This is a genomic window from Paenibacillus sp. plas6, from assembly GCF_057221655.1.
Map to the genome: position 1 here is coordinate 3,375,294 of NZ_CM170151.1, position 20,729 is coordinate 3,396,022.

Annotated in this window: 12 protein-coding genes; 10 read left to right on the forward strand and 2 right to left on the reverse strand. The window is 39.9% G+C overall.

Going from position 1 to position 20,729, the window contains the following annotated elements; translation table 11 throughout:
• The first annotated feature begins 131 nt into the window (after positions 1-131).
• The 6 genes from AC2TDL_RS14955 (at position 132) to AC2TDL_RS14980 (ending at position 11,450) form a co-directional block, all read left to right on the forward strand.
• Positions 132-1,907, forward strand: a complete 1,776-nt coding sequence (locus tag AC2TDL_RS14955; protein WP_484696871.1) for a sensor histidine kinase — start codon at positions 132-134, stop codon at positions 1,905-1,907.
• Positions 1,908-1,947: 40 nt separating this feature from the next.
• Positions 1,948-3,564 (forward strand): response regulator, encoded by a 1,617-nt coding sequence (locus tag AC2TDL_RS14960; protein ID WP_484696872.1) that lies wholly within the window; start codon positions 1,948-1,950, stop codon positions 3,562-3,564.
• 103 nt (positions 3,565-3,667) lie between these two features.
• On the forward strand, positions 3,668-5,380 hold the full coding sequence (locus tag AC2TDL_RS14965) for a type 2 periplasmic-binding domain-containing protein (protein ID WP_484696873.1): 1,713 nt from the start codon (positions 3,668-3,670) through the stop codon (positions 5,378-5,380).
• A gap of 212 nt (positions 5,381-5,592) precedes the next feature.
• Positions 5,593-6,486 (forward strand): ABC transporter permease, encoded by an 894-nt coding sequence (locus AC2TDL_RS14970; RefSeq protein ID WP_484696874.1) that lies wholly within the window; start codon positions 5,593-5,595, stop codon positions 6,484-6,486.
• Between the two features lie 19 nt (positions 6,487-6,505).
• Entirely contained in the window at positions 6,506-7,384 is an 879-nt protein-coding gene (locus tag AC2TDL_RS14975) for a carbohydrate ABC transporter permease (protein ID WP_484696875.1), read from the forward strand.
• Between the two features lie 103 nt (positions 7,385-7,487).
• Positions 7,488-11,450 (forward strand): glycosyl hydrolase 53 family protein, encoded by a 3,963-nt coding sequence (locus tag AC2TDL_RS14980; RefSeq protein WP_484696876.1) that lies wholly within the window; start codon positions 7,488-7,490, stop codon positions 11,448-11,450.
• Positions 11,451-11,555: 105 nt separating this feature from the next.
• Here the strand turns inward: AC2TDL_RS14980 and AC2TDL_RS14985 are convergent, their stop codons facing one another.
• Positions 11,556-12,440, reverse strand: coding sequence for an AraC family transcriptional regulator (locus tag AC2TDL_RS14985; RefSeq protein WP_484696877.1), 885 nt, complete (start codon positions 12,438-12,440; stop codon positions 11,556-11,558).
• 219 nt (positions 12,441-12,659) lie between these two features.
• Here AC2TDL_RS14985 and AC2TDL_RS14990 point away from each other — a divergent pair, with 219 nt between their 5' ends.
• Positions 12,660-15,971, forward strand: a complete 3,312-nt coding sequence (locus AC2TDL_RS14990; protein WP_484696878.1) for a DUF5107 domain-containing protein — start codon at positions 12,660-12,662, stop codon at positions 15,969-15,971.
• A gap of 87 nt (positions 15,972-16,058) precedes the next feature.
• On the opposite strand, the gene AC2TDL_RS14995 is transcribed toward AC2TDL_RS14990, so the two are convergent.
• Complete coding sequence (locus AC2TDL_RS14995; RefSeq protein WP_484696879.1) at positions 16,059-17,138, reverse strand: Gfo/Idh/MocA family protein; 1,080 nt, start codon at positions 17,136-17,138, stop codon at positions 16,059-16,061.
• 16 nt (positions 17,139-17,154) lie between these two features.
• Here AC2TDL_RS14995 and AC2TDL_RS15000 point away from each other — a divergent pair, with 16 nt between their 5' ends.
• The 3 genes from AC2TDL_RS15000 to AC2TDL_RS15010 all read left to right on the forward strand — a co-directional run bounded on the left by AC2TDL_RS15000 (position 17,155) and on the right by AC2TDL_RS15010 (position 20,702).
• A complete protein-coding gene (locus tag AC2TDL_RS15000; RefSeq protein WP_484696880.1) occupies positions 17,155-17,316 on the forward strand; it encodes a hypothetical protein in 162 nt (53 codons plus the stop codon).
• A gap of 84 nt (positions 17,317-17,400) precedes the next feature.
• Complete coding sequence (locus tag AC2TDL_RS15005) at positions 17,401-19,086, forward strand: sensor histidine kinase (RefSeq protein WP_484696881.1); 1,686 nt, start codon at positions 17,401-17,403, stop codon at positions 19,084-19,086.
• Between the two features lie 5 nt (positions 19,087-19,091).
• Complete coding sequence (locus AC2TDL_RS15010) at positions 19,092-20,702, forward strand: helix-turn-helix domain-containing protein (protein WP_484696882.1); 1,611 nt, start codon at positions 19,092-19,094, stop codon at positions 20,700-20,702.
• Positions 20,703-20,729 lie beyond the last annotated feature (27 nt).

The following is a 20,729-nucleotide window of genomic DNA, read 5'->3' on the forward strand; positions in this document are numbered from 1 at the left end:
TAAATTGTTTTTTTGCTTTTTTTGATCGTTTATAAAAACATCATAAATGTTATAAAATCGTCTGTTGTATGAATCTTATATTGAAGCTATATTGAAAAGATACAGCTGATCAGCTAGAGCGAGGTGGAGTTATGCCTAAATTTAACCTATTTAGAAAGATGCTTTTAATATTAGTTGTATTATTAATTCCTATTATCGTTCTCTACTTCTACTCCAATCAAACAGGCTCTAATGTGTTACGCGAAGAGTTAAAAAATAAAAGCCGTGATCAGCTAAGCTTTTTTCAGCAGCAGCTTGACACGACTATCCATTCCATTAGTCAATGGCCCAATTTATTAATCTATGATCCTGATATTTCTACATTAAAAGATATTCCCCGAAATAATAGTGACTATTTAGATTTAGAAACTATTGAATTGGTTAAACGGATTCAAAAAAAATTAAGCATTCAAGAGAATTCGGTGAATTGGCTTAGTCAGCTTACGATTTATTCACCATCGCTTGGGAGAGTTATTACTTCAAGTAAGGTAGAACCGTTAAATAAGGAACGTTTATCGTCAATATCGGTAGCAGGCTGGCAGATGGAGAGCTTTGATGGAAATGAGCAAAGACGAGAGCATTTGTTTTCCTTATTTACAGTGTCTCCGTTTACTAGCTCAAAATCTCCTGAGAAAGCTAATTTAATTATAGAGGTGCAGTTTAATAGCCGTAATATTGAGCAATTGCTCGATTCTTATCGCGGCAAAGGGCAAAGCAATCCCTTTTATTACGTTAATCACGGAGAGTTTATCTACAATAGCCATACAGATATTGAGCTAGTGCAGCGAATAACGGAACATTTGTCTCTCGATGCTATGAAAACGTCGCAAGCCGTAACCGTTCAATTGGAAGGAGAGTCATATCTCGTTAATATGGAGCGCTCGACAACAACAGGCTGGGTATTAATCGACTATTTGCCTATTTCTGAAATGATGTTGCCGATTACGAAAAGCAATCAATTATTTTATTGTTCGGTTGCCACCTTGCTGGTTATGGCAGTTGTTGTTGTTTATTTGCTTTATGCTCAGGTTCAAGTTCCAATCAAACAGCTAGTTACCAGCTTTCAGCGTGTGAAAAATGAGGACTATGCCGTACGTCTGAAACCGAAGGGGAACACTGAGTTTACATTTTTATTTAATCGCTTTAATTCAATGGTATCGCAAATTCAAGAGCTGTTTCAGCGATCTTATTTGGAGCAGTTGCATATTCGTGAAGCGAAGCTAAAGCAATTACAATCGCAAATTAATCCTCATTTTTTTTATAACTGTTTCTCATATATTTCCAGTATGGCAAAGCTTAAAAATTACGAAGCCGTTATCGCAATGTCGCAAAATCTATCGCATTATTATCGTTATACAACCAGACAGGAAAAAGAGCTAGTAACGCTTCAAGAAGAATTGAAATTTATTCAGCATTATTTAGATATTAGTGTAATGCGGATGAATCGGTTAACGTATGAAATTAAAATTCCAGAGGAGATGCTTACCGAAATGATTCCGCCGCTTTCCCTGCAACCACTTGTAGAAAATGCTGTACTGCATGGCATCGAACGATCGAGCAGTGCAGGCAAAATTGTGATCCATGCAGAACAAGCGGGTAACAAATATACGGTTACGGTTGAAGATGACGGATCAGGAATGAGCGAGGATGAAATTGTAAAGTTAAGCAAAAGATTAACGTTTCCTATGCAAGAGGATATGGGCTGTGGGCTTTGGAATGTGCATCAGCGGCTTACATTACGTTATGGAGAACAAGCAGGTATTATTTTGCAGCATTCGAAGCTTGGCGGCTTAAGCGTTAGCATTAGCTGGATTGCTACAAAGGATGCTGTAAACAATCATCCGCAATTACAAAGTGCAACAGTGTAGAAGTACTTTTGTTTATCGTTAAACAAAGGAGGGGCTAGTGATGGTTGATATATTACTCGTTGACGATGAGACCTATGTAACAGAGAGCTTAGCATTAACGATTCCATGGCAGAAGCTTGGCATTGATCAGGTGTATCAGGCTTCATCTGCTGCTCAAGCAATGGAAATTATGCAAGAAAAGGCTGTGCATATTTTAGTGACAGACATTAAAATGCCTGAACAAACTGGTTTGCAGTTAATTGAGCAAGCTAAGGCAAAATTTCCTAAGCTAAAAACGGTGCTTTTAACTGGCTATTCAGATTTTGAATATGCAAAGCAAGCGATAAAACTGCGCGCATCAGATTACTTATTAAAGCCTGTTGATGACGACGCATTTATCTCAACAATTTCTTCTCAAGTTAAGCAGCTGGAACAGGAGCAGCAATTTGAGCAGGAGCAACTGCAGCAAATTTACGCACGAAAAACAGATTTTCATGTGCTGCGAAAAGAGCTTATGCATCAATTGTTGCTAGGCAGACAGCGAGCGTCTGCCCATTTAGCAAAGCTATTGCAGCAATATGAAATCGGAATTGAGCTTCAACATCAGTGCATACTGCTAACGATTCAGCTTGCAGGCAGATTTATTGGGATGGATCAGAAGTCAAGTGAGTTAATTAAATATGGGATTGGGAATATTGCCGAGGAAATATTTGCAGAGCCGTATACTGTTTGGCATAGCAGCTCGCCACATGATTATGTGGCAATTTTTGTATCATTGCCAAATGACAGTGATTCCACATTATTTAACAAGACGCATATTAAAGGTTTATGCTTATTGCTGCAAAAGCAGGTGTCGAGCTTCTTAAATGGAGAGATTTCTATTGTTGCTTCTCAGTGGTTTTCATTTCCAGATAGCTGTCACAAATATTACCGTGAAGCAGTAACAACTTTATATCGTTTACAAATAAATGAAACAGTAGTGATTATGCTAGATGAGCTTGACATAAAGCCGAATGTTGACAGCTACGCTGCGTTAGAAGAGCTATATAAACCGCCATCCTTAATTAATTTGCTAGAAGCTGGACAATGGCAAATGGCTAAGGAGAAATTAGCTGCATTTTTTACAGCTAGCGAGCAGCAAAAGCTTACAAGGGAACGATTATATGAAGCGTTTATCGCAATATCCAATGCTTTAATTTATGTAGCTAATAAAATGGGAATAGACTTGTCCAGCATTGATGAGAATGGAGTTAATTTACTATTAAACCGTTCGATGCTGCTTGATGTCAAAAGTTTGCAGGACTGGTCCAATGAAATGCTAGACTTATTATCAATGCAGTACGATGAAAGTGATACGTATCATAAAAAACATATTATTAAACAAGTTCAAGAGCTTATTAATAAAGATTTAGGGATGGAAACATCGGTTAAGACGATTGCTGATAAAGTGTATTTACACCCTGTCTATCTTTCAAAACTTTATAAGCATGAGACTGGTGAAAGTTTGGGGGATTATATTATTCGCATGCGTATGGAAAAGGCAGTCTATATGCTGAAGCATACGAATAAAAAAATCTATGAAATTACAACCGAGCTTGGTTATCAAAATCCACAGTATTTTAGCAAAATTTTTCGCAAATATTATGGCTGCACGCCAAATGAATACCGCGATCAGTAATAGATTAGAAAAGGTGCAGAAATGTTTCTACAGTGTCATAGGCTGGTGGTTATCCCCATTTTATAATTTAATTGTAATTTACTAATGGCAAGGGGGAGCTAATATGAAAAAAGCAATATTGTCACTTGCTGCAATAATGTTATTTACGACATTGGCAGCATGCAGCGGCAGCAATAGTGGTAATAGCGGAACACAAGCTAGCAATACAACGCAGCCTGCGACAACAACAGATGGGAACCAATCAAGCAATGATGGTTCGTCGGAGTCTCCATACCGAGATAAATATGACCCGCCAGTTACGATTACAACAGTATGGGGGATTGACCCTGAATTAAAATTTAAAAACGGTGAAACGATTGAAAACAATGTTGCAACTAAATGGGCATTAGACACTTTTGGCATTGAAATTAAAACGTTGTGGTCAGTGACAGATTCTAACAATGCCTTTCAAACAAAAATGCGCTTGTCACTTAACTCAGGCAGTGAAATTCCTGATGTCGTAACAATCGGGGATGCTCAGCTTGCCCATGAGCTAATTGATTCGGGGCTTTTCCGTGAAGTAGGAACATTATTTGATCTATATGCCAACGAGACTTGGAAAAACGCGATGGCACTAGATGAAAATGTTTGGAATCCCTATATACGAAATGGTGAACGAATGGGAATTCCAGTCCTAGACTATGCCTATAACCATGACTATTTATTATGGATTCGTCAGGATTGGTTGGATGCGCTTGGTTTGGAAGCGCCAAAAACAATTGCTGAGCTCGAAAATGTAATGGAGCAATTCAAAAATAATAACCCTAGCGGGCTAAAACCAGAAGAGGTGACTCCTCTTACAATCGGCACTAAAACTAAATTTAGTACATGGATGGGCGATCCTTCTTGGATATTCGGGGCATTTGGTACATTGCCTGAGCAATGGAATATTGCTGAGGATGGCAGTTTACAATACGGCTCAATTCATCCAGGCATGAAGCAAGGACTTGAGCTTCTGCATGAGTGGCACAGCAAAGGTTATATTCCGAAAGAGGTTGCTCTTTGGGATGAAAACCAAACAGCGGCACCTGCAGTTGCAGGTACAGCAGGGATTATTCCTGGTCCTTATTGGATGAGCGGCTGGCCATTGTCTGATACAGTTAAAAATGATCCAAATGCAGTTTGGAAACCGTATCCAATTCCTACTGGAGAAGATGGCACAGCCATGCGTCATGGCACCCATTATACTAATGGCGTAACATTGATTAGCACGAAGATGGAGCATCCAGAAGCATTTTTCACTTATCAAAACTATTTATTTGAAAATTATGCAGATCCCAAACCAGGCAGCGTATTTGAAAACGGATTGTTTAAAAACTACGATTACGATATTGCAGCGGATGGCACATTGCTGCGTTGGGATGAAATTCCAGGCGGCTATGTAAACTCAGTACGTTATTTGCTTGTCCGCGACGGTGCTCGTATTCCTGATGCGCAGATGAAAGCATTAATGAATCTTGCAGATGGAAAAGAGCCTGAAACACGACTAGAAAAAGAAGTGAAGTCTTCATACGGTGTTGAAACTCCTGCAGCAGCAGTTATTTTGCTACAGCAAGAGGATATTTCCTATAAAAACATGTTTACTGGACCGCCAACTGAAACGATGAACAGCAAAAATGATTATTTGAAAAAAATCGAGCTAACTACATTTAATGAAATTATTTATGGCAACAAAGATTCTAGCGCATTCGATAATTTTGTTGCTGAGTGGAAGGCTGGAGGCGGCGATCAAATGACTGCCGAAGTAAACGAATGGTATAACAATGTTAAAAAATGATGGCATTCATTAAGTGTGCATTGCGCTCATCATATCATTTGTAATCTTATATGTGAATAGGCTCGTTCAATGCTGTCAATTAGCAATGAGCGAGCTTTTTTAATCCTTAAAAGATGTTGCAATCGTGCCATGAATGTTGCTTTACTTGGCTGTTAGCAGAGCAACCGTGCTAATTATAATTGAGGTACAAACAGGTTTTAGGAGGGAATTGTATGAAGCGGATAAAGAATTGGCCCTTTCATGTCATGATCTTACCATCATTACTTTTTCTAATTGTGTTTAACTATGTACCGATGTTTGGAGTCATTATTTCCTTTCAAGATTTTAAGCCGTGGCTAGGTATTTCTGGTTCACAATGGATTGGCTGGGATAACTTCAAAACGTTGTTTGCCCGTGAGGACAGTGTCCAAGTGATTTGGAACACCTTTATTATTGCTGGATTAAAAATAGTATTTAACTTAATCGTTCCTTTTGTTTTTGCTCTATTGCTTAATGAAATACGCAAAGCTTATGTTAGCCGCACAGTTCAAACACTCGTCTATTTACCGCATTTTTTATCTTGGGTTATTCTTGGCGGGATTTTAGTAGACATCCTATCAACAGATGGTGGACTTGTAAACCGCTTTTTAACCAATGTTTTTCATATTGATCCTATCCCTTTCTTATCTCAAGGCGGATGGTTTCGCTTCACGGTTGTTGTAACTGAAGTGTGGAAGGAATTTGGCTATGGCACAATTGTATTTATTGCCGCGCTAGCCAATATTAATCCAGCACTATATGAAGCCGCTGAGGTTGACGGTGCTTCTCGCTGGAAGCAGACGCTATATATTACAATTCCTTCGCTTCTTCCAATGGCAGTAGTAGTTGGCACACTCTCATTAGGAAATATATTAAATGCCGGCTTTGACCAAATCTTTAATCTATACAATCCGCTTGTTTATGAAAAAGGCGACATCATTGATACGTTCGTTTATCGCACAGCAATTTTAGAAGGTAAATTTGGTCTAGCAACAGCAGTCGGATTATTCAAATCGGCAGTTTCAATGGTGTTAATTGTAATTTCCTATCGTCTAGCTTATAAGCTGGCTAACTATCGTATTTTTTAGCTAAAGGAAGGTGAAAGAGATGTACCGGAAAACATTACCGTATCGCATTTTTAATGTATTCAATACAATTCTGCTTTTACTTATCGCAGTTTGCTGTGTATTGCCGGTGTGGCACATATTGGTCGTTTCTTTTAGCGCCAAGTATGCGGCAGATGGTAATCTTGTAAACTTGTGGCCCGTTAGTTTTACGACGATTGCCTATGAAAAAACATTAAATAACCCTATTTTTTTAGGATCGATCTGGGTCTCAATTAAGCGAACTGTAATCGGAACTATCTTAACAATTGCGCTTGCCTGCTTAGCGGCCTATCCACTATCTAAGGAGAACCATACATTTAAGGCTAGAGATATTTATGCATGGATATTTGTGTTTACGATGATTTTCAACGGTGGACTTGTTCCATTTTATGTTGTCATCCAAAAGCTTAAGCTGGTTGATACGTTTTGGGTGCTAGTAATTCCAGGGGCAGTGAATGTCTGGCTAACTATTCTGCTATTGAACTTTTTTAGAGGTGTACCTAAAGATTTAGAAGAAGCGGCACTTATTGATGGCGCGGGACATTTTAGAACATTATTTAGCATCTATTTACCTGTGTCTCTTCCAGCACTGGCGACTCTTGGTTTGTTTAGTATTGTAACTCATTGGAACTCTTGGTTTGATGGTTTGCTTTATTTAAACAATAAGAGCGATTATCCGTTAGCTACCTTTTTGCAAACGGTTATTGTGCAGCGTGATATGAGCTCAATGAGCTTCAATCCAATTGAGATGGATTTACTGTCACAAAAAACAGTACGTGCTTCACAAATCTTTTTAGGGGCGTTGCCTGTCATTATTATTTATCCATTCCTGCAAAAGTACTTTGTGAAGGGGCTGGTACTTGGATCAGTTAAAGAATAATGCAGAGGTAGTTTAAAAAGCTTGATTTTCATAATCAGGAGGATGTGTTGAAGCTAAATGGACATGAAATATGGACTTAGTGACATTAAAGGAGGTTATAACAATGAGCAAACGTAAATGGATAAGCTTGCTGCTTTCATTCACCTTAGTTTTTTCTTTTGTGCAGTCCGTTCGACCAGAAGTAAAAGCGGAAGAGGCAGATACATTCACATCTCAGGCGTTGACGCTCAATGGAGAAGCTGCAACTTGGACGGTGCTAGGTGAGAAACCTGAAACTTTTGGTGATCAATCAAACCCTGCTCGCTTTGAGTATTGGAGTGCAGATGAGATGAATTTCGAATTGCAGCATGAAATGAATGGATTAACAGAGGGCAGTTATAAGCTATCGCTTGAGCTATTTAGCAATGATAGTACCACTGGAGGAAACGCCTATGCTTATGCGACGACAAGCAAGGGGACTTATTATCTTCCGCTTGATTACACAGGAAGTCAGTGGGAGATGCCAGCTATTATATCATTAGCGGGTATTGAGGTAGGTAGTGATGGAACAGTGTTGCTAGGTATAAAAATAGAAAGCAGCTCTGACCATTATGGCTATATTCGTAATTTACAGTTTATTGAAGGGAGCTCATTAACAACGGGAATGGTTAAACCTAATTCTGCTATATTGCGACCTGGACGCACAGTTCAGCTACATGTTCCTTTGCAGCCGGAGCAAGAAGTTAACTTTTCTTCAAATAATACAGAGGTTGCCGTAGTCAATGAAACTGGATTAATTGAAGCGATTAGTGATGGTGAGGCAACCATTACGGCTTCGATTAGAGAGCACGGAGAGGTTATCGCTTACTCAAATACTGCAATTTTTGTCTCCACATCTTTGCAAAGCAATTATGGAGAAATACAAGTTAAACCGATCGACGAGCTAGAAGGTAATCAACGCGCAGAGTTTATGATGGGCGCCGATATTTCTATGCTTGATGCATTATCGGCAATTGATCGCAAATTTTATAATCATTTAGGCGAAGAAAAGCCTTTATTAGAGCTGCTTAAAGAAAATGGCGTTAATTGGATTCGTTTACGTGCATGGGTTAATCCAGCCGATGAGCAAGGCAATCCATACGGTGGCGGGAATGTTGATACCGCTGCCCTCATTCGCATGGCATCACAAGTAAAGGAGGCCGATTTGAAACTGCTGGTCGATTTGCACTACAGTGATTTTTGGACAGACCCTGGCAGACAATCTTTGCCAAAATCATGGGTTAAAGACACAGAGCAGCAGACTGCGGATGAGCTTGAACAAGAGGTGTATCAATACACCTATAACACATTACAAGCACTTTATGATGAAAGCGTTTATCCCGATATGATTCAAATCGGCAATGAAATAAATGGCGGAATGCTTTGGCCGTATGGTAATTCTCCAGAAAAAGCAAAGCCATACCTTGAGCAAGGAATCAAGGCAGTACGTGATTTTGAAGAGGCAGTAGGAGGAGAGCATATTGATATAGTTCTTCATCGAGCGAATCCAGGAGATGGACTTTCACGAGTAAGAAGCTTCTACAGTACGTTTACCGATCTTGATTACGACGTTATCGGTTTATCGTACTATCCATTTTGGCACGGAACAATAAATAATTTGCAAGAGGTAATGGATAGCTTGGCTGAGGAGTTTAATAAAGAGATTGCTATTGTAGAAACTTCCTATGCCTATACATTAGAGTCACCAATCTACAATGGACCAACAGCTCATATATTCGGTCAAGCACAGCAAGAGGCATCCAATTATTTAGCGTCTCCACAAGGGCAAGCAAATGCAATTCGTGATGTAATCGCCGCAGTAGCTGCTGTTCCAAACAATAAAGGGATCGGAATCTTTTATTGGGAGCCTGCTTGGTTAATGGGAACAGATACAGGTTGGGGAACTACCTATGCTTCCGCTTATCAAAAAGAGGAGATTTCTGCTGATGGAGGAAGTGGATGGGCAAATCAAGCTTTGTTCAACTATTTCGGTGAAGCATTGCCGTCATTATCTGTATTTAAAGCAGTTAGAGCAGCAAGTGACGAATACGTTCCGCCAATGATTACAGAGGTGAATGATATTGAGCTAACGACTAGCCAAGGGATATATGTTGAGCTGCCATTGCAGGTTCGCGCATTGTTTAGTGATGACACCTATCGCGATGTAAATGTGCTAAGCTGGTCGCCACAAAATTATGATCATAATACGCCAGGTCAATATGTTTTAACAGGTACGTTGGCAAATGATGAAATGATTAAAGCAACGGTAACCGTACGTCCTAAAAATTATGTGGTTAACCCAAGCATTGAAGATTCGAATATGAGCGCATGGCAATTGGTAAATGCTGCAAGAAGCTCTGAGGCTGCTTATGCGGGGCAGTATGCGATTCATTTTTGGAATCAAGCTACAGTTACGGCTAAGCAAGTAATTACAGATTTGCCAGACGGAATTTATGAGTTATCTGTGCAAACACGAATTGGCATAGATGAGGAAACGATCGCCGATACGAGTGTGCTTTATGCTGCTGCAGACGAAAAGACTTATTCTGCACCTTTAGAGATCACTGGCTGGGATAAATGGAAGCAAATCGTCGTTAGCGATATTGTCGTGACAGGTGGTCAGTTAGAAATAGGAGTTATCGTCAATAATGCGTTAAATGATTATGGCGATTTTGATGATTGGGAGCTTATTCGTATCGGCGACTTAGTTGAGCCGATGCCAAGTCCAACAGCGGATCCAGAGCCGACGTCAAGTCCAACGGCTGACCCAGAGCCGACGCCAAATCCAACAGCGGATCCAGAGCCGACGCCAAATCCAACAGCGGATCCAGTGCCGACGCCAAATCCAACGGCTGACCCAGAGCCGACGCCAAGTCCAACAGCGGATCCAGTGCCAACTTCTAGTCCGTTGCCAAGTTCATCACCAAAACCGTCTTCTAAACCATCAACACCGAGTCCATCTGCTGAGCCGACACCTAGTGCGACACCTACAATAACAAAAACGGAAGAAGATGGCAAAACGGTATTTACAGTAACTGTTTCTGAGCAAATGAAGGAGCTAAGCATTCCGCTTGCTGATTTAAGCGGACATCAGAATGCAGAGCTGGTTATTAATTGGGGAGGATTGACCTTTAACATTAATGTAGCTGAGCTTATCCAGCAAGAAACGATCACTAACGGCAATTTGATGATTACCAGACCTGAGCAAAAGGAAAAGCAATTTAAATTTAAAGGAAGCGCCGTAACAAGTCTAGATAGACCGTTACAATGGCAACTTACATTCCCGGCAAATGAAGCTAGAAGACTAGTAATGCTGCCAATTGGAATTTCTTCAGAATCGATTAGCAAGCTGACATCAAACGCTAGTGTTCCAGCTTCAAGTGTTGCTGTTTATAAAGTAGAAGAGGACGGTAGCCTAACGTATGTAAAAGCTGTTCGTACAAACCAAAATGAAAATGGAATAGTTGAACTTGAGACAGGAGGACAATACGTTATTGCAGCAGTTACTCGCTCATTTACAGACGAAAGTGAGCAAAGTGATGCATTGCGCAGATTAGTAGCGGCTGGTCTGATCGAAGGAGATCAAAATGGTGCGGTCAAATTGCAGAAGTATGCAACACGAGCTGAGGTTAGTAAGCTAACAGCCATGCTGCTTGATTTAATGACCGGCTCTAACTGGCAGCAACATATTGAAGCTGCAAAAAGCTTTAACGATTTGCCAAACAATCATTGGGCTAAGCCATATATTGATCGTTTAACCTCAAGCGGAATTTTATTAGGTTTTACTGAGCAATCCTTTGCTCCTAATGAGCGAATGAGCTATGAAGCGCTATGCTTAATGGTTGCCCGTATATTACAGTTACCGCTAGATGACAATGATTTGGCTGCTTCACTTCAAGCTAATCAATGGGCAAAACCTGCGATTGCCGCAGTCATAAAAGCAGGCTTACTGCCAGAGGCAGAGGATGAAGTGATAGATTATACACAGCCTGTCACTAGAGCAAAGCTGTTCGAAGTGATTGATATGCTTCTAAACAAATTGTATTAATCAAGTATGAGTTTTAAAAACGGAACAGAATCTTTTAACCCCGATGCTAATGATATTAGATTCAGCAGCTTCGGGGTTTATTTTGGGTTTAAAAGACGATACAATTTACCCTCTTAACTGATTCCGATACGCTTTAGGCGACATGCCAATAATTTTTTTGAACAAGCGTGAGAAGTAAAACGGGTCATCAATTCCAAGTGAATTGCTTACTTCTTTGACTGAGAAGTTTGTTGCATCTAGCATTTGACAGGCACGTTGCATTTTTAAGCTAAGAAAGAAATAAATTGGAGTTGTACCAGAGGATTTGCGAAAAATATAGTTTAGATGCTGCCGAGAAACACCAATATGGTTAGCCAGCTCACTTAAGCTTAGCTGCTCCTCAATTCGTTGCTGCATAAAAAGAATCGCTTTATCTAAATAGGCTTCGCTTTTTTCATCCTTTATCTTTTTTTGCGATAAGCCAATTTGACTAATTAAAAAGCGGAGCGTATGAGCAGCATGGATTAATCCTTGCACATTTATCCGACTAGATAGAAGATCATAGCAGGTATGAAATAAGCGAATGAATGTTTCTGCATCACTAGCCTGAATCGGCTGCACGTACTGAATAAGTTCGCTTGTTTGAAATAATTCAGCAACTCTGCTCCCCGCTATATGAAACCAGTAAATGCTCCATGGGTGTATCTCATTCGCCTCATATTGGTGCGCCGTTCCTGAAGGGATGATTATTAAATCATTGCTTTTAATATTGTATTTTTCCTGCTTATTTATCGTTAACTTACCTTTTCCATCCGCACAATAAATGATAATATAGCCATCCGTACCTTGTGGTCGTTCACGATAATGGTAGCGGGCTTTCGGGAAATAACCTAGATCAGTTACATACAGATCTTTTAGCAAGTTGTGCTGGTTCATAAATTTAATATGGTCTTGTGTTAGAACAATCATCTTTTGCTGTTCAAACCCTTCTGCTTTACGTTTCGTACTCATCGCTATTCCCTCCTAACTGTGCAATAGTTTGGATAACTCAAATACATTTCTAATAGAGTTAACTAGCTGACTGGTAGCTTTACTATACCAAATGAGGCAGAAAGGAGACAATAAAAACAATACGAATATAGTCCATGTTTTTCAGAACATTAGCAATGGTTGCAATCGCCTTCATCAAGTAACATTGGTGTAAAATGAAATGTTTGAATAGGAGCGAGTATGATGAAGGCGAAAATATGGGAGCAAGAAGTGAAAATTCCGACCTATGGTGTTGGTGAGCCCGATAAAAATCCAATGTTTCTTGAAAAACGCGTCTATCAAGGCAGCTCTGGCAAAGTGTATCCTTATCCAGTCATTGATAAAATTGAGGATGAGAAAAAGTTAAAAAGCTATAACATCATTATTTTAGAAAACCAATATTTGCATATTGAAATTATGCCAGAGCTAGGCGGTCGCATTTATCGCGCCCTTGATAAAACTAATAACTATGACTTTGTTTACTATAATCGAGTCATTAAACCAGCCCTTGTCGGACTTGCTGGACCATGGATTTCTGGAGGAATCGAGTTTAACTGGCCGCAGCATCATCGTCCCAATACATTTGGTCCTGTGGAATATCGGCTTGAAGAACACGAGGACGGATCAGTTACAGCTTGGGTTGGGGAAGTGGATCGCTTGTATGGCACGAAAGTAACTTGCGGCTTTACTCTTTATCCAGACAAAGCATATCTCGAAATTCATGCCCAGCTATATAACCGTACCGATCAGCCGCAAACGTTTCTTTGGTGGGCTAACCCTGCTGTTTCAGTCAATGACCATACTCAATCGATCTTTCCGCCAGATGTCTACGCTGTATTTGACCATGGTAAGCGTGATGTATCGAGTTTTCCAATTGCAACAGGAACTTATTATAAAATGGACTATTCAGCAGGTGTAGATATTTCACGCTATAAAAACATCCCTGTGCCAACATCCTACATGGCGTATAAGTCTGACTTTAATTTTGTAGGCGGCTATGATCACCAAAAGCAGGCAGGGCTGCTTCATGTGGCAAACCATCATATTTCACCTGGGAAAAAGCAATGGACTTGGGGAAATGGGGAGTTTGGTCAAGCATGGGATCGCAATTTAACTGATGAGGATGGGCCATATATTGAGCTGATGACAGGCGTGTATACAGATAATCAGCCTGACTTTACTTGGCTTCAGCCATATGAAGAGAAGAGTTTTAAACAATATTTTATGCCTTATAAAAAGGTAAGTATAGTTAAAAATGCAAGTGCTGATGCAGCGGTAAATTTGCAACTTGAAAAAGGTAAAGCGCTTGTTGAAGTGTATGCAACCTCTATTTTTGAACATGCAGTGATTGAGCTATATGGACTAGAGCATGTTTATTTTAGCGAAACGGTAAACCTATCTCCTATATCTACTTTTGCGAAAGAAATAGAGATTACGGGCGGGGAGCAGGAGCATGAGTTATATGTACGTGTAGCTGATGCCAATGGCAAATTATTGATTGACTATAAACCGTTAAAGCGAGAAATTGAACATATTCCTGATCCTGCAGAGGCGTTGCCAGAGCCTGAAAAACTGCAAACAAATGAGCAATTGTATTTAGCGGGGTTGCATCTTGAGCAATATCGCCATGCAACGTTTGAGCCGGAAGCATATTATTTTGAAGGCCTGAAGCGTGATCCATCTGATATTCGCATCAATGTTGCTTACGGCAAGCTGCTGATGCGACGAGGATTATTTTCAAAGGCAGAGGAGCATTTCCACACTGCTGTAAAATCGTTAACTTGGAAAAATCCAAATCCATATGATAGCGAGGCTTATTATCAATTAGGTTTAGCGTTAAAATATCAAGGACGTTTAGAGCAAGCTTTTGCCGCATTTTATAAATCTGTTTGGTCGGCAGCTTGGCAAGATAGCGGCTATTTCAGCTTAGCGCAAATCGCTGCTGAACAAGGTAATCTCGAAGAAGCGCTAGAGCTAGTAGAGCGCAGTTTAACTCGCAATACTCGCAACTATAAAGCCCGTGCGCTATTAACTGCGATCTATCGGAGACAAGAAAAGTTTAATAAGGCAAGGACTGAGATTGAGTCGACAATTAAGCTGGATAAACTGGATTTTGCGGCACATTTTGAAGCATATTTAGTGCAGCTAGAGCAAGGAAATGTTAAAGCTGCAGATCAAGCGCTGCAGATATTGTTCACGCTAATGCGCCGTGATCCTCACAATTACATGCTATTAGCAGCAGATTATGCTGCAAGCGGCTTATATAAGGAAGCGGTTATTTTGCTAGAGGCATATCGTAAGGAGCTGCAAGACAAGGGCATTTATCCAATGGTCTATTATAGCTTAGCTTACTTATATGGAAAATTAGGTGAGAAGGATAAGGTAGATGGATTTATTGGGCTTGGGGAAGACGCTAGTTCAAACTATTGCTTCCCTAATAGCAGCTTTGAATTGCTTGTATTGGAAGATGTGCTACAGCATTCAGCAAAAGCCGCAAAAGCAGCTTACTATCTTGGTAACTGGTATTATGATAAGAAGCGCCATACTGATGCGATTGCGGTCTGGGAGAGAAGTGCTCAGCTGGACGACAACTTCCCTACCGTTTATCGTAACCTTGCCTTAGCTTATTACAATAAGCTAGGGCAGCCAGATAAGGCTAAAGCGGCATTGGAAAAGGCATTTGCAAATAATAAAGCCGATGCACGAGTGTTGTATGAGCTAGACCAGCTATATAAAAAGCTGCAAGTTCCGCCTGAAACAAGACTGGCATTTCTAAATGGATCTAGACCGCTCATCGAGCAACGGGATGATCTGTACATTGAATATGTCACGCTGCATAATCTGTTGAAGCGTCATGCGGAGGCGTTAGCTTTATTGCAAGCGAGAAAGTTTCATCCATGGGAAGGCGGCGAAGGTAAAACACTCGCACAATATATTACTGCCTTAGTTGAGCTTGGACGTGAGCGGCTTGCTGCTGGACAATATGCTGATGCAGAGCAAGACTTTAGAACAGCACTATTAAATCCTGAAAATTTAAGCGAAGCTAAACTTGCCGGGGCACAGGAAAATAATATTTACTACTATCTCGGTTTATCGTTAGAGCAGCAGGGAAAAACCGAGGAGGCAATTCAAGCCTTTAGAAAAGCGTCAATTGGCTTAGAAGAACCAGCAAGTGCAATGTTCTATAACGACCAACCGCCGGAGATGATTTACTATCAAGGACTTGCATGGCTGAAGCTTGGAAATGAGCATGAAGCGAAACGTCGCTTTAATAAGCTAATCTCCTATGGTGAAAAGCATTTATTTGACAATGTGAAAATTGATTACTTTGCAGTTTCATTGCCAGACTTTCTTGTTTTTGATGATGACTTAAATAAGCGAAATGTTATCCATTGCAAATTTATGAGAGGGCTAGGTTTATTAGGATTAGGGAAAGTAGAAGAAGGAAAAGCACAGCTTGCTGAGGTACTTGCGCTAGACTGCAATCATTTGGGAGCAATGCTGCATCTATAAAAAGCAACAACAGTTATTAGGGCGGACTTTGGATCCGCCCTTATTTATTGTAAATCGCTTCTGTCACGACGCTTTCAGCAGCAGTTATTAATCGTTCATCTCTGCTAAAAAATCAGCGACAACGCTTTGCTGTTGCTCAAGCGCTTGCTCCATTTTAATCGCTAAATAAGTATCAAATAATGCGTCCTCTAAAGAATAGAACGTTTTCTTTTCCTCAACAAATGTACGCATATTGATTAATGTTTGAGCAATTGCAATTTCCTCCTCGGATAAGGAAGCAGGGAAAAATGGATTTCGATATATCCAATCTCCTTGAAATTGAACCCCTTCAAGTGAAAGCGGATGTAACTCACCACGCAGCCCAGAAATTTTCGGAGTTAACTCACAGCTCGCATATTGATTTGGCGTTGCAGTCCAGTTCACTCGTTCTGCGACGATTTCCCCTTTTGTTCCGCGAATTAGCACTCGAGGAGAGCGAATTGGTGAAAAATACTGCTCTCTGCAAAAATCAAACAGTGCTGTTTTTCCACTAGCAAACTGAAAGATCGCAAGCGTCTGCTCGGGATAAATTAGGCGATGCTCTGTAGGCTGAGTATATCTTGTCGGACCTTCAACGACTGGATCACTTGTTTTAATTGCAGTGATCGTGCATTTTTCTTGTCGAACACCAAGCCATGAGCGAATAAGGCTAATTCCATGATAGCCATGAGCTACTGAAACCTGTGCGTGATTTACGTCTCCAATTCGGCCATTTTGAATAAGCTGTAAACGCGCAGCGTGAAGTGGCTGGTAAGTATACTGCTCAGCAATTGCAATATGATTCATTTGCTGACGATTACGGTAGAGCGTCTTTACCTCATCAAGCGTAACTGCTGGCGGTGTTTCGGCTAATAGGGGAATATTACTTTTGCTTAACTTTAATAGCTCAGCAGCGGCATTACTTTTAGAAATTGACATTACAATAAATTGCAGCTGCTTGTTTGCAATTACCTCATCTAAGGAACTAGTCACAGGCACATTCCATTTTTCTTGAAAAGCTTTCGCCTTTTCTGGATTTCGAATATACACTGTGACGATGTTAAATAGATGCGGCAGCTGTTTAGCAATTTTAAGATAATATTCGCTGCGCCAGCCGCCGCCGATTATGGCAAAATGAATTTTGTTCATAGGTAGTCTCCAATCAATGCTGCACAATAGAGGGACTTTACAAGCATCTTCTATTCCGCAGTATGTAAATAGTATTGTCTATCAGTTATATTATACCAATATTGCACAGTTGAGCGAAATTAGCTCCTTTGAAACAATGCTTGCAATTCGTTTTTATGAAACATATAGTAAAATATGAAAATATTAGTTTTTTTTGCTTTGATTTAATAGATGAAGAAAAGGTTGATATACATTTGAGCTTAATGAGAAATGAGGTTATTGAATGCGCTTTCATAATTCTGTCAAAAATCGGTTAACGATAGGATATGTGTTAGTGATGATTCCTGTTATTGTTTATATGCTTATTAATAACAGTCTTTCCCGTGAATTAGTTAGAATGAAAGTATCGGAAACTTACAGTAATACGCTTAATATTTTTGCTGGTCAAATCGATCATTATTTGATGCAAATTGACAATTATCTCTATAAGATGGCAGTGTTAGATTCCGATATTGGCTTACTTAGTTCGTATCCAATCGGAAGCAATGAGTATACATTAACGAAGGTAAGAATCGATGCTAAGTTAAATCGTGATGTTGGTGTTTACAATTTGCTTCATTCTGTTTTTTTATATCAGCCGGCGGATACTATTTTCGGTACAGAAAGCATATACAGTGAAACAATTAAGCTCATTTCTGAGCATATGGCAGAGCAAAAATCAATGCAGCAAGGCATGTTCCAGTTTGGCAAAACGAATTGGTACATCGGAGAGAGTGAACGGATAGAAGGTAAATATTTTTTAATTAATTATATAAAAGTTAGCGAAAACATGTTTTTTGGAGCAATTGTTTCGCTTGCCGATATTCAGGAGCTGCTGTTAATTCAATGGAGTGATGGAGAAATTGGCTTTAGTAATATTTATCAGACAACAGACGGGGAAATTGATACGTTATTAACAGATTCTCCTAATACGAGCGACAATGATAAAGGTTATGTGATTATGGATCAATTTAGCAATGTAGCTGATATTGCTTATCGTTTAGCGATTCCAGAAAAAACCTTTGTTCGGGAGCTGTTATTTTTTCGCAATGCTACGCTAGTAGCGCCAATTTTCTTTCTTGTTGTGCTTGGCTTGTATGTGCTGTTTATGCAACGAATGCTGTTTAAGCCATTGCATGAGCTTATGCTGGGAATGAAAAAAATATCGCTCGGTAACTTAGAAGTTCGACTAAAAGGCAATCGAACGATAGAATTCGACTTTTTAGCCAATACGTTTAATGATATGGCAGAACAAGTGAAAAATTTGAAAATTGATGTTTACGAGGAGCAATTGCGAGTCAAGCAGGGTCAGCTAAAGCAATTGCAGTCACAAATCAATCCGCACTTTTATATGAACTCATTGAATATCATTTATAACTTTGCAGTGCTAGAGGATATGGAATCGGTAAAAAAGATGTCGCTTCATCTTGCTGATTACTTTCGCTTTATTATGACAGCTAACCAAGAAATGATTACATTGCGCGAAGAGTTAAAACATATTGAAAATTACATCATTATTCAGCAGCTTAGGTTTCCCAATCGACTTGAGATGAGCATTCAAGATGTAGAGCCGTTTCTCAATTATCCAATTGCAGCTTTAACAATCCAGCCCTTTATCGAGAATGCAATTATTCACGGATTTAAAAATCGCAAACAGCTATTTCGAATTGAAATTGCCGCAAAAAGAGAATCGGATTCTAGCTTTACAATTTGTATTTCAGATAATGGAGCAGGATTTTCACAAGAGGTGCTGGAAAAGCTGCAACGTCGTGAAGCGATTGTTGATGAACAGCGGCGCAGTTTAGGCATTAGTAATGTGATTGAACGACTAGAATTGCTGTATGGAGATAAAGCAAAAATTAATTTTTACAATAAAGCAGAAGATAGCGGAGCTGTAGTTGAAATTACATTTCCAATAGTCGAGGAGTGAAGCCAATGAGCTATAATTTATTAATTGTTGATGACGAGGAAATTGCAATTCGCGGCATAATTAAAGGAATTAAATGGGATGAACTGCAATATGGGGAAGTTTATACCGCTTTAGATGCAGAAGAAGCACGCGATATTATGACTAATAAACAGGTACATGTTGTGCTTTCTGATATTGATATGCCTAATGAAAATGGTCTTGAACTGCTGGAATGGATAAACGATAATGTGCCCAATTGCGTTACGATTTTTTTGACAGGGCATGCTGATTTTAAATATGCTCAGCAGGCTGTGCAACTAGCGAGCTTTAATTATTTGCTTAAGCCAATCGATCATAATTTGCTGCAGCAGGCATTACATGACGCCTATTTAAAAGCAGATGAACTGGCTTCACTAGATTCAATAAAAGCAACCTATGATCAGTTTTACGAGCAATGGCAACTGCAGCGACCGCTACTTATTGAACGTTTTTGGCAGGATGTTATTCACTATCGTCAGCTGCTAGATTCGATCTATGTTGAATCGGCGATGCGTAATTACGGCATTCCGCTTGAAGCCGATAGTTATATTTTGCTTATGCAAATCAGCATTGAACGTTGGCGTGAGGAATGGTCGGCTCGTGACGAGGAGATTATGACTTATGCGATTAAAAATGTAGCAGAGGAATATTTTCTTAGCGATCATACAGAGGGGCATTGCATTCAGGATGGGCAGGGCCTTTTATATTTAATTATTTATCATCCGCAGGAGGGGCAGCAGGAGAAGTTACAGCAGCTAGCTCACGGCTTTATCAAGCATTGTCTCCAGTATTTGCATGGATATATTTCCTGTTATATCGGAAAGATCGTTCCGCTTAAGAACATTCGCGAAAGCGTTAGGGCACTTTTGCAGCTAGAAAAGCAAAATGTAACGGAATCATGCACAGTAAGGTTAGAGCAGGAGGGGACTAGTCGCGGAGAAGCTTCAGTTGCTGCTGCTGTTCATTTTCCAGATTGGATTGTGCTGCTGGAAACAGGGAAGTTAACTCAGCTAAACTATCAAATCAATCTTTGTTTTGATAAAATGCAGCAGGCAAAAGTAGGCTACCATGAGCTAATGGCATTTTATTTTGGCTTTATGAACAGCATACTTCAATGGCTGCAAGCGAAAGGGATTAATAGCACGGATATTATGGAGGAGCAGGCATGGGAGATTAACGAAGGAACCGTAAAATCGCTAGCTCGCCTGCGGCAATGGACGCTTTCTGTTTGCAGTCAAATTATCCAGTATATCAGTGTTGAAGGCAAGCAAGTATCGACAGTGGTAGAAAAAGTAAGACAATATATGCTGGCTAATTTGGATCAAGAGTTTAGTAGAGAAAAACTAGCAGAGCAGGTTTATTTGAATCCCGCATATTTATCTCGATTGTTTCGCCGTGAGACAGGAATGAGCTTAACTGATTATATGGTTAAGTTGCGCATGAATAAAGCGAAGGAAAGGCTGGAATATAGCAATGATAAGGTAAGCGATATTGCCTATGAGGTTGGCTATGTCAATATTTCGCATTTTTCCAAGCTTTTTAAGAAGACAACGGGTCTTACCCCGCAGGAATATCGTAAAGCCTATAGCAAAGTATAAAATAGTATAACCGAGAGGATTAAAGTC

Bases quoted from the DNA above. Each gene is read 5' to 3' on its own strand.
- AC2TDL_RS14960 (WP_484696872.1), top strand. From the start codon at position 1,948: ATGGTTGATATATTACTCGTTGACGATGAGACCTATGTAACAGAGAGC.
- AC2TDL_RS14985 (WP_484696877.1), bottom strand. From the start codon at position 12,440: ATGAGTACGAAACGTAAAGCAGAAGGGTTTGAACAGCAAAAGATGATT.
- AC2TDL_RS14955 (WP_484696871.1), top strand. From the start codon at position 132: ATGCCTAAATTTAACCTATTTAGAAAGATGCTTTTAATATTAGTTGTA.
- AC2TDL_RS14995 (WP_484696879.1), bottom strand. From the start codon at position 17,138: ATGAACAAAATTCATTTTGCCATAATCGGCGGCGGCTGGCGCAGCGAA.
- AC2TDL_RS14970 (WP_484696874.1), top strand. From the start codon at position 5,593: ATGAAGCGGATAAAGAATTGGCCCTTTCATGTCATGATCTTACCATCA.
- AC2TDL_RS15005 (WP_484696881.1), top strand. From the start codon at position 17,401: ATGCGCTTTCATAATTCTGTCAAAAATCGGTTAACGATAGGATATGTG.
- AC2TDL_RS14975 (WP_484696875.1), top strand. From the start codon at position 6,506: ATGTACCGGAAAACATTACCGTATCGCATTTTTAATGTATTCAATACA.
- AC2TDL_RS15010 (WP_484696882.1), top strand. From the start codon at position 19,092: ATGAGCTATAATTTATTAATTGTTGATGACGAGGAAATTGCAATTCGC.
- AC2TDL_RS14965 (WP_484696873.1), top strand. From the start codon at position 3,668: ATGAAAAAAGCAATATTGTCACTTGCTGCAATAATGTTATTTACGACA.
- AC2TDL_RS15000 (WP_484696880.1), top strand. From the start codon at position 17,155: ATGCTGCACAATAGAGGGACTTTACAAGCATCTTCTATTCCGCAGTAT.
- AC2TDL_RS14980 (WP_484696876.1), top strand. From the start codon at position 7,488: ATGAGCAAACGTAAATGGATAAGCTTGCTGCTTTCATTCACCTTAGTT.
- AC2TDL_RS14990 (WP_484696878.1), top strand. From the start codon at position 12,660: ATGATGAAGGCGAAAATATGGGAGCAAGAAGTGAAAATTCCGACCTAT.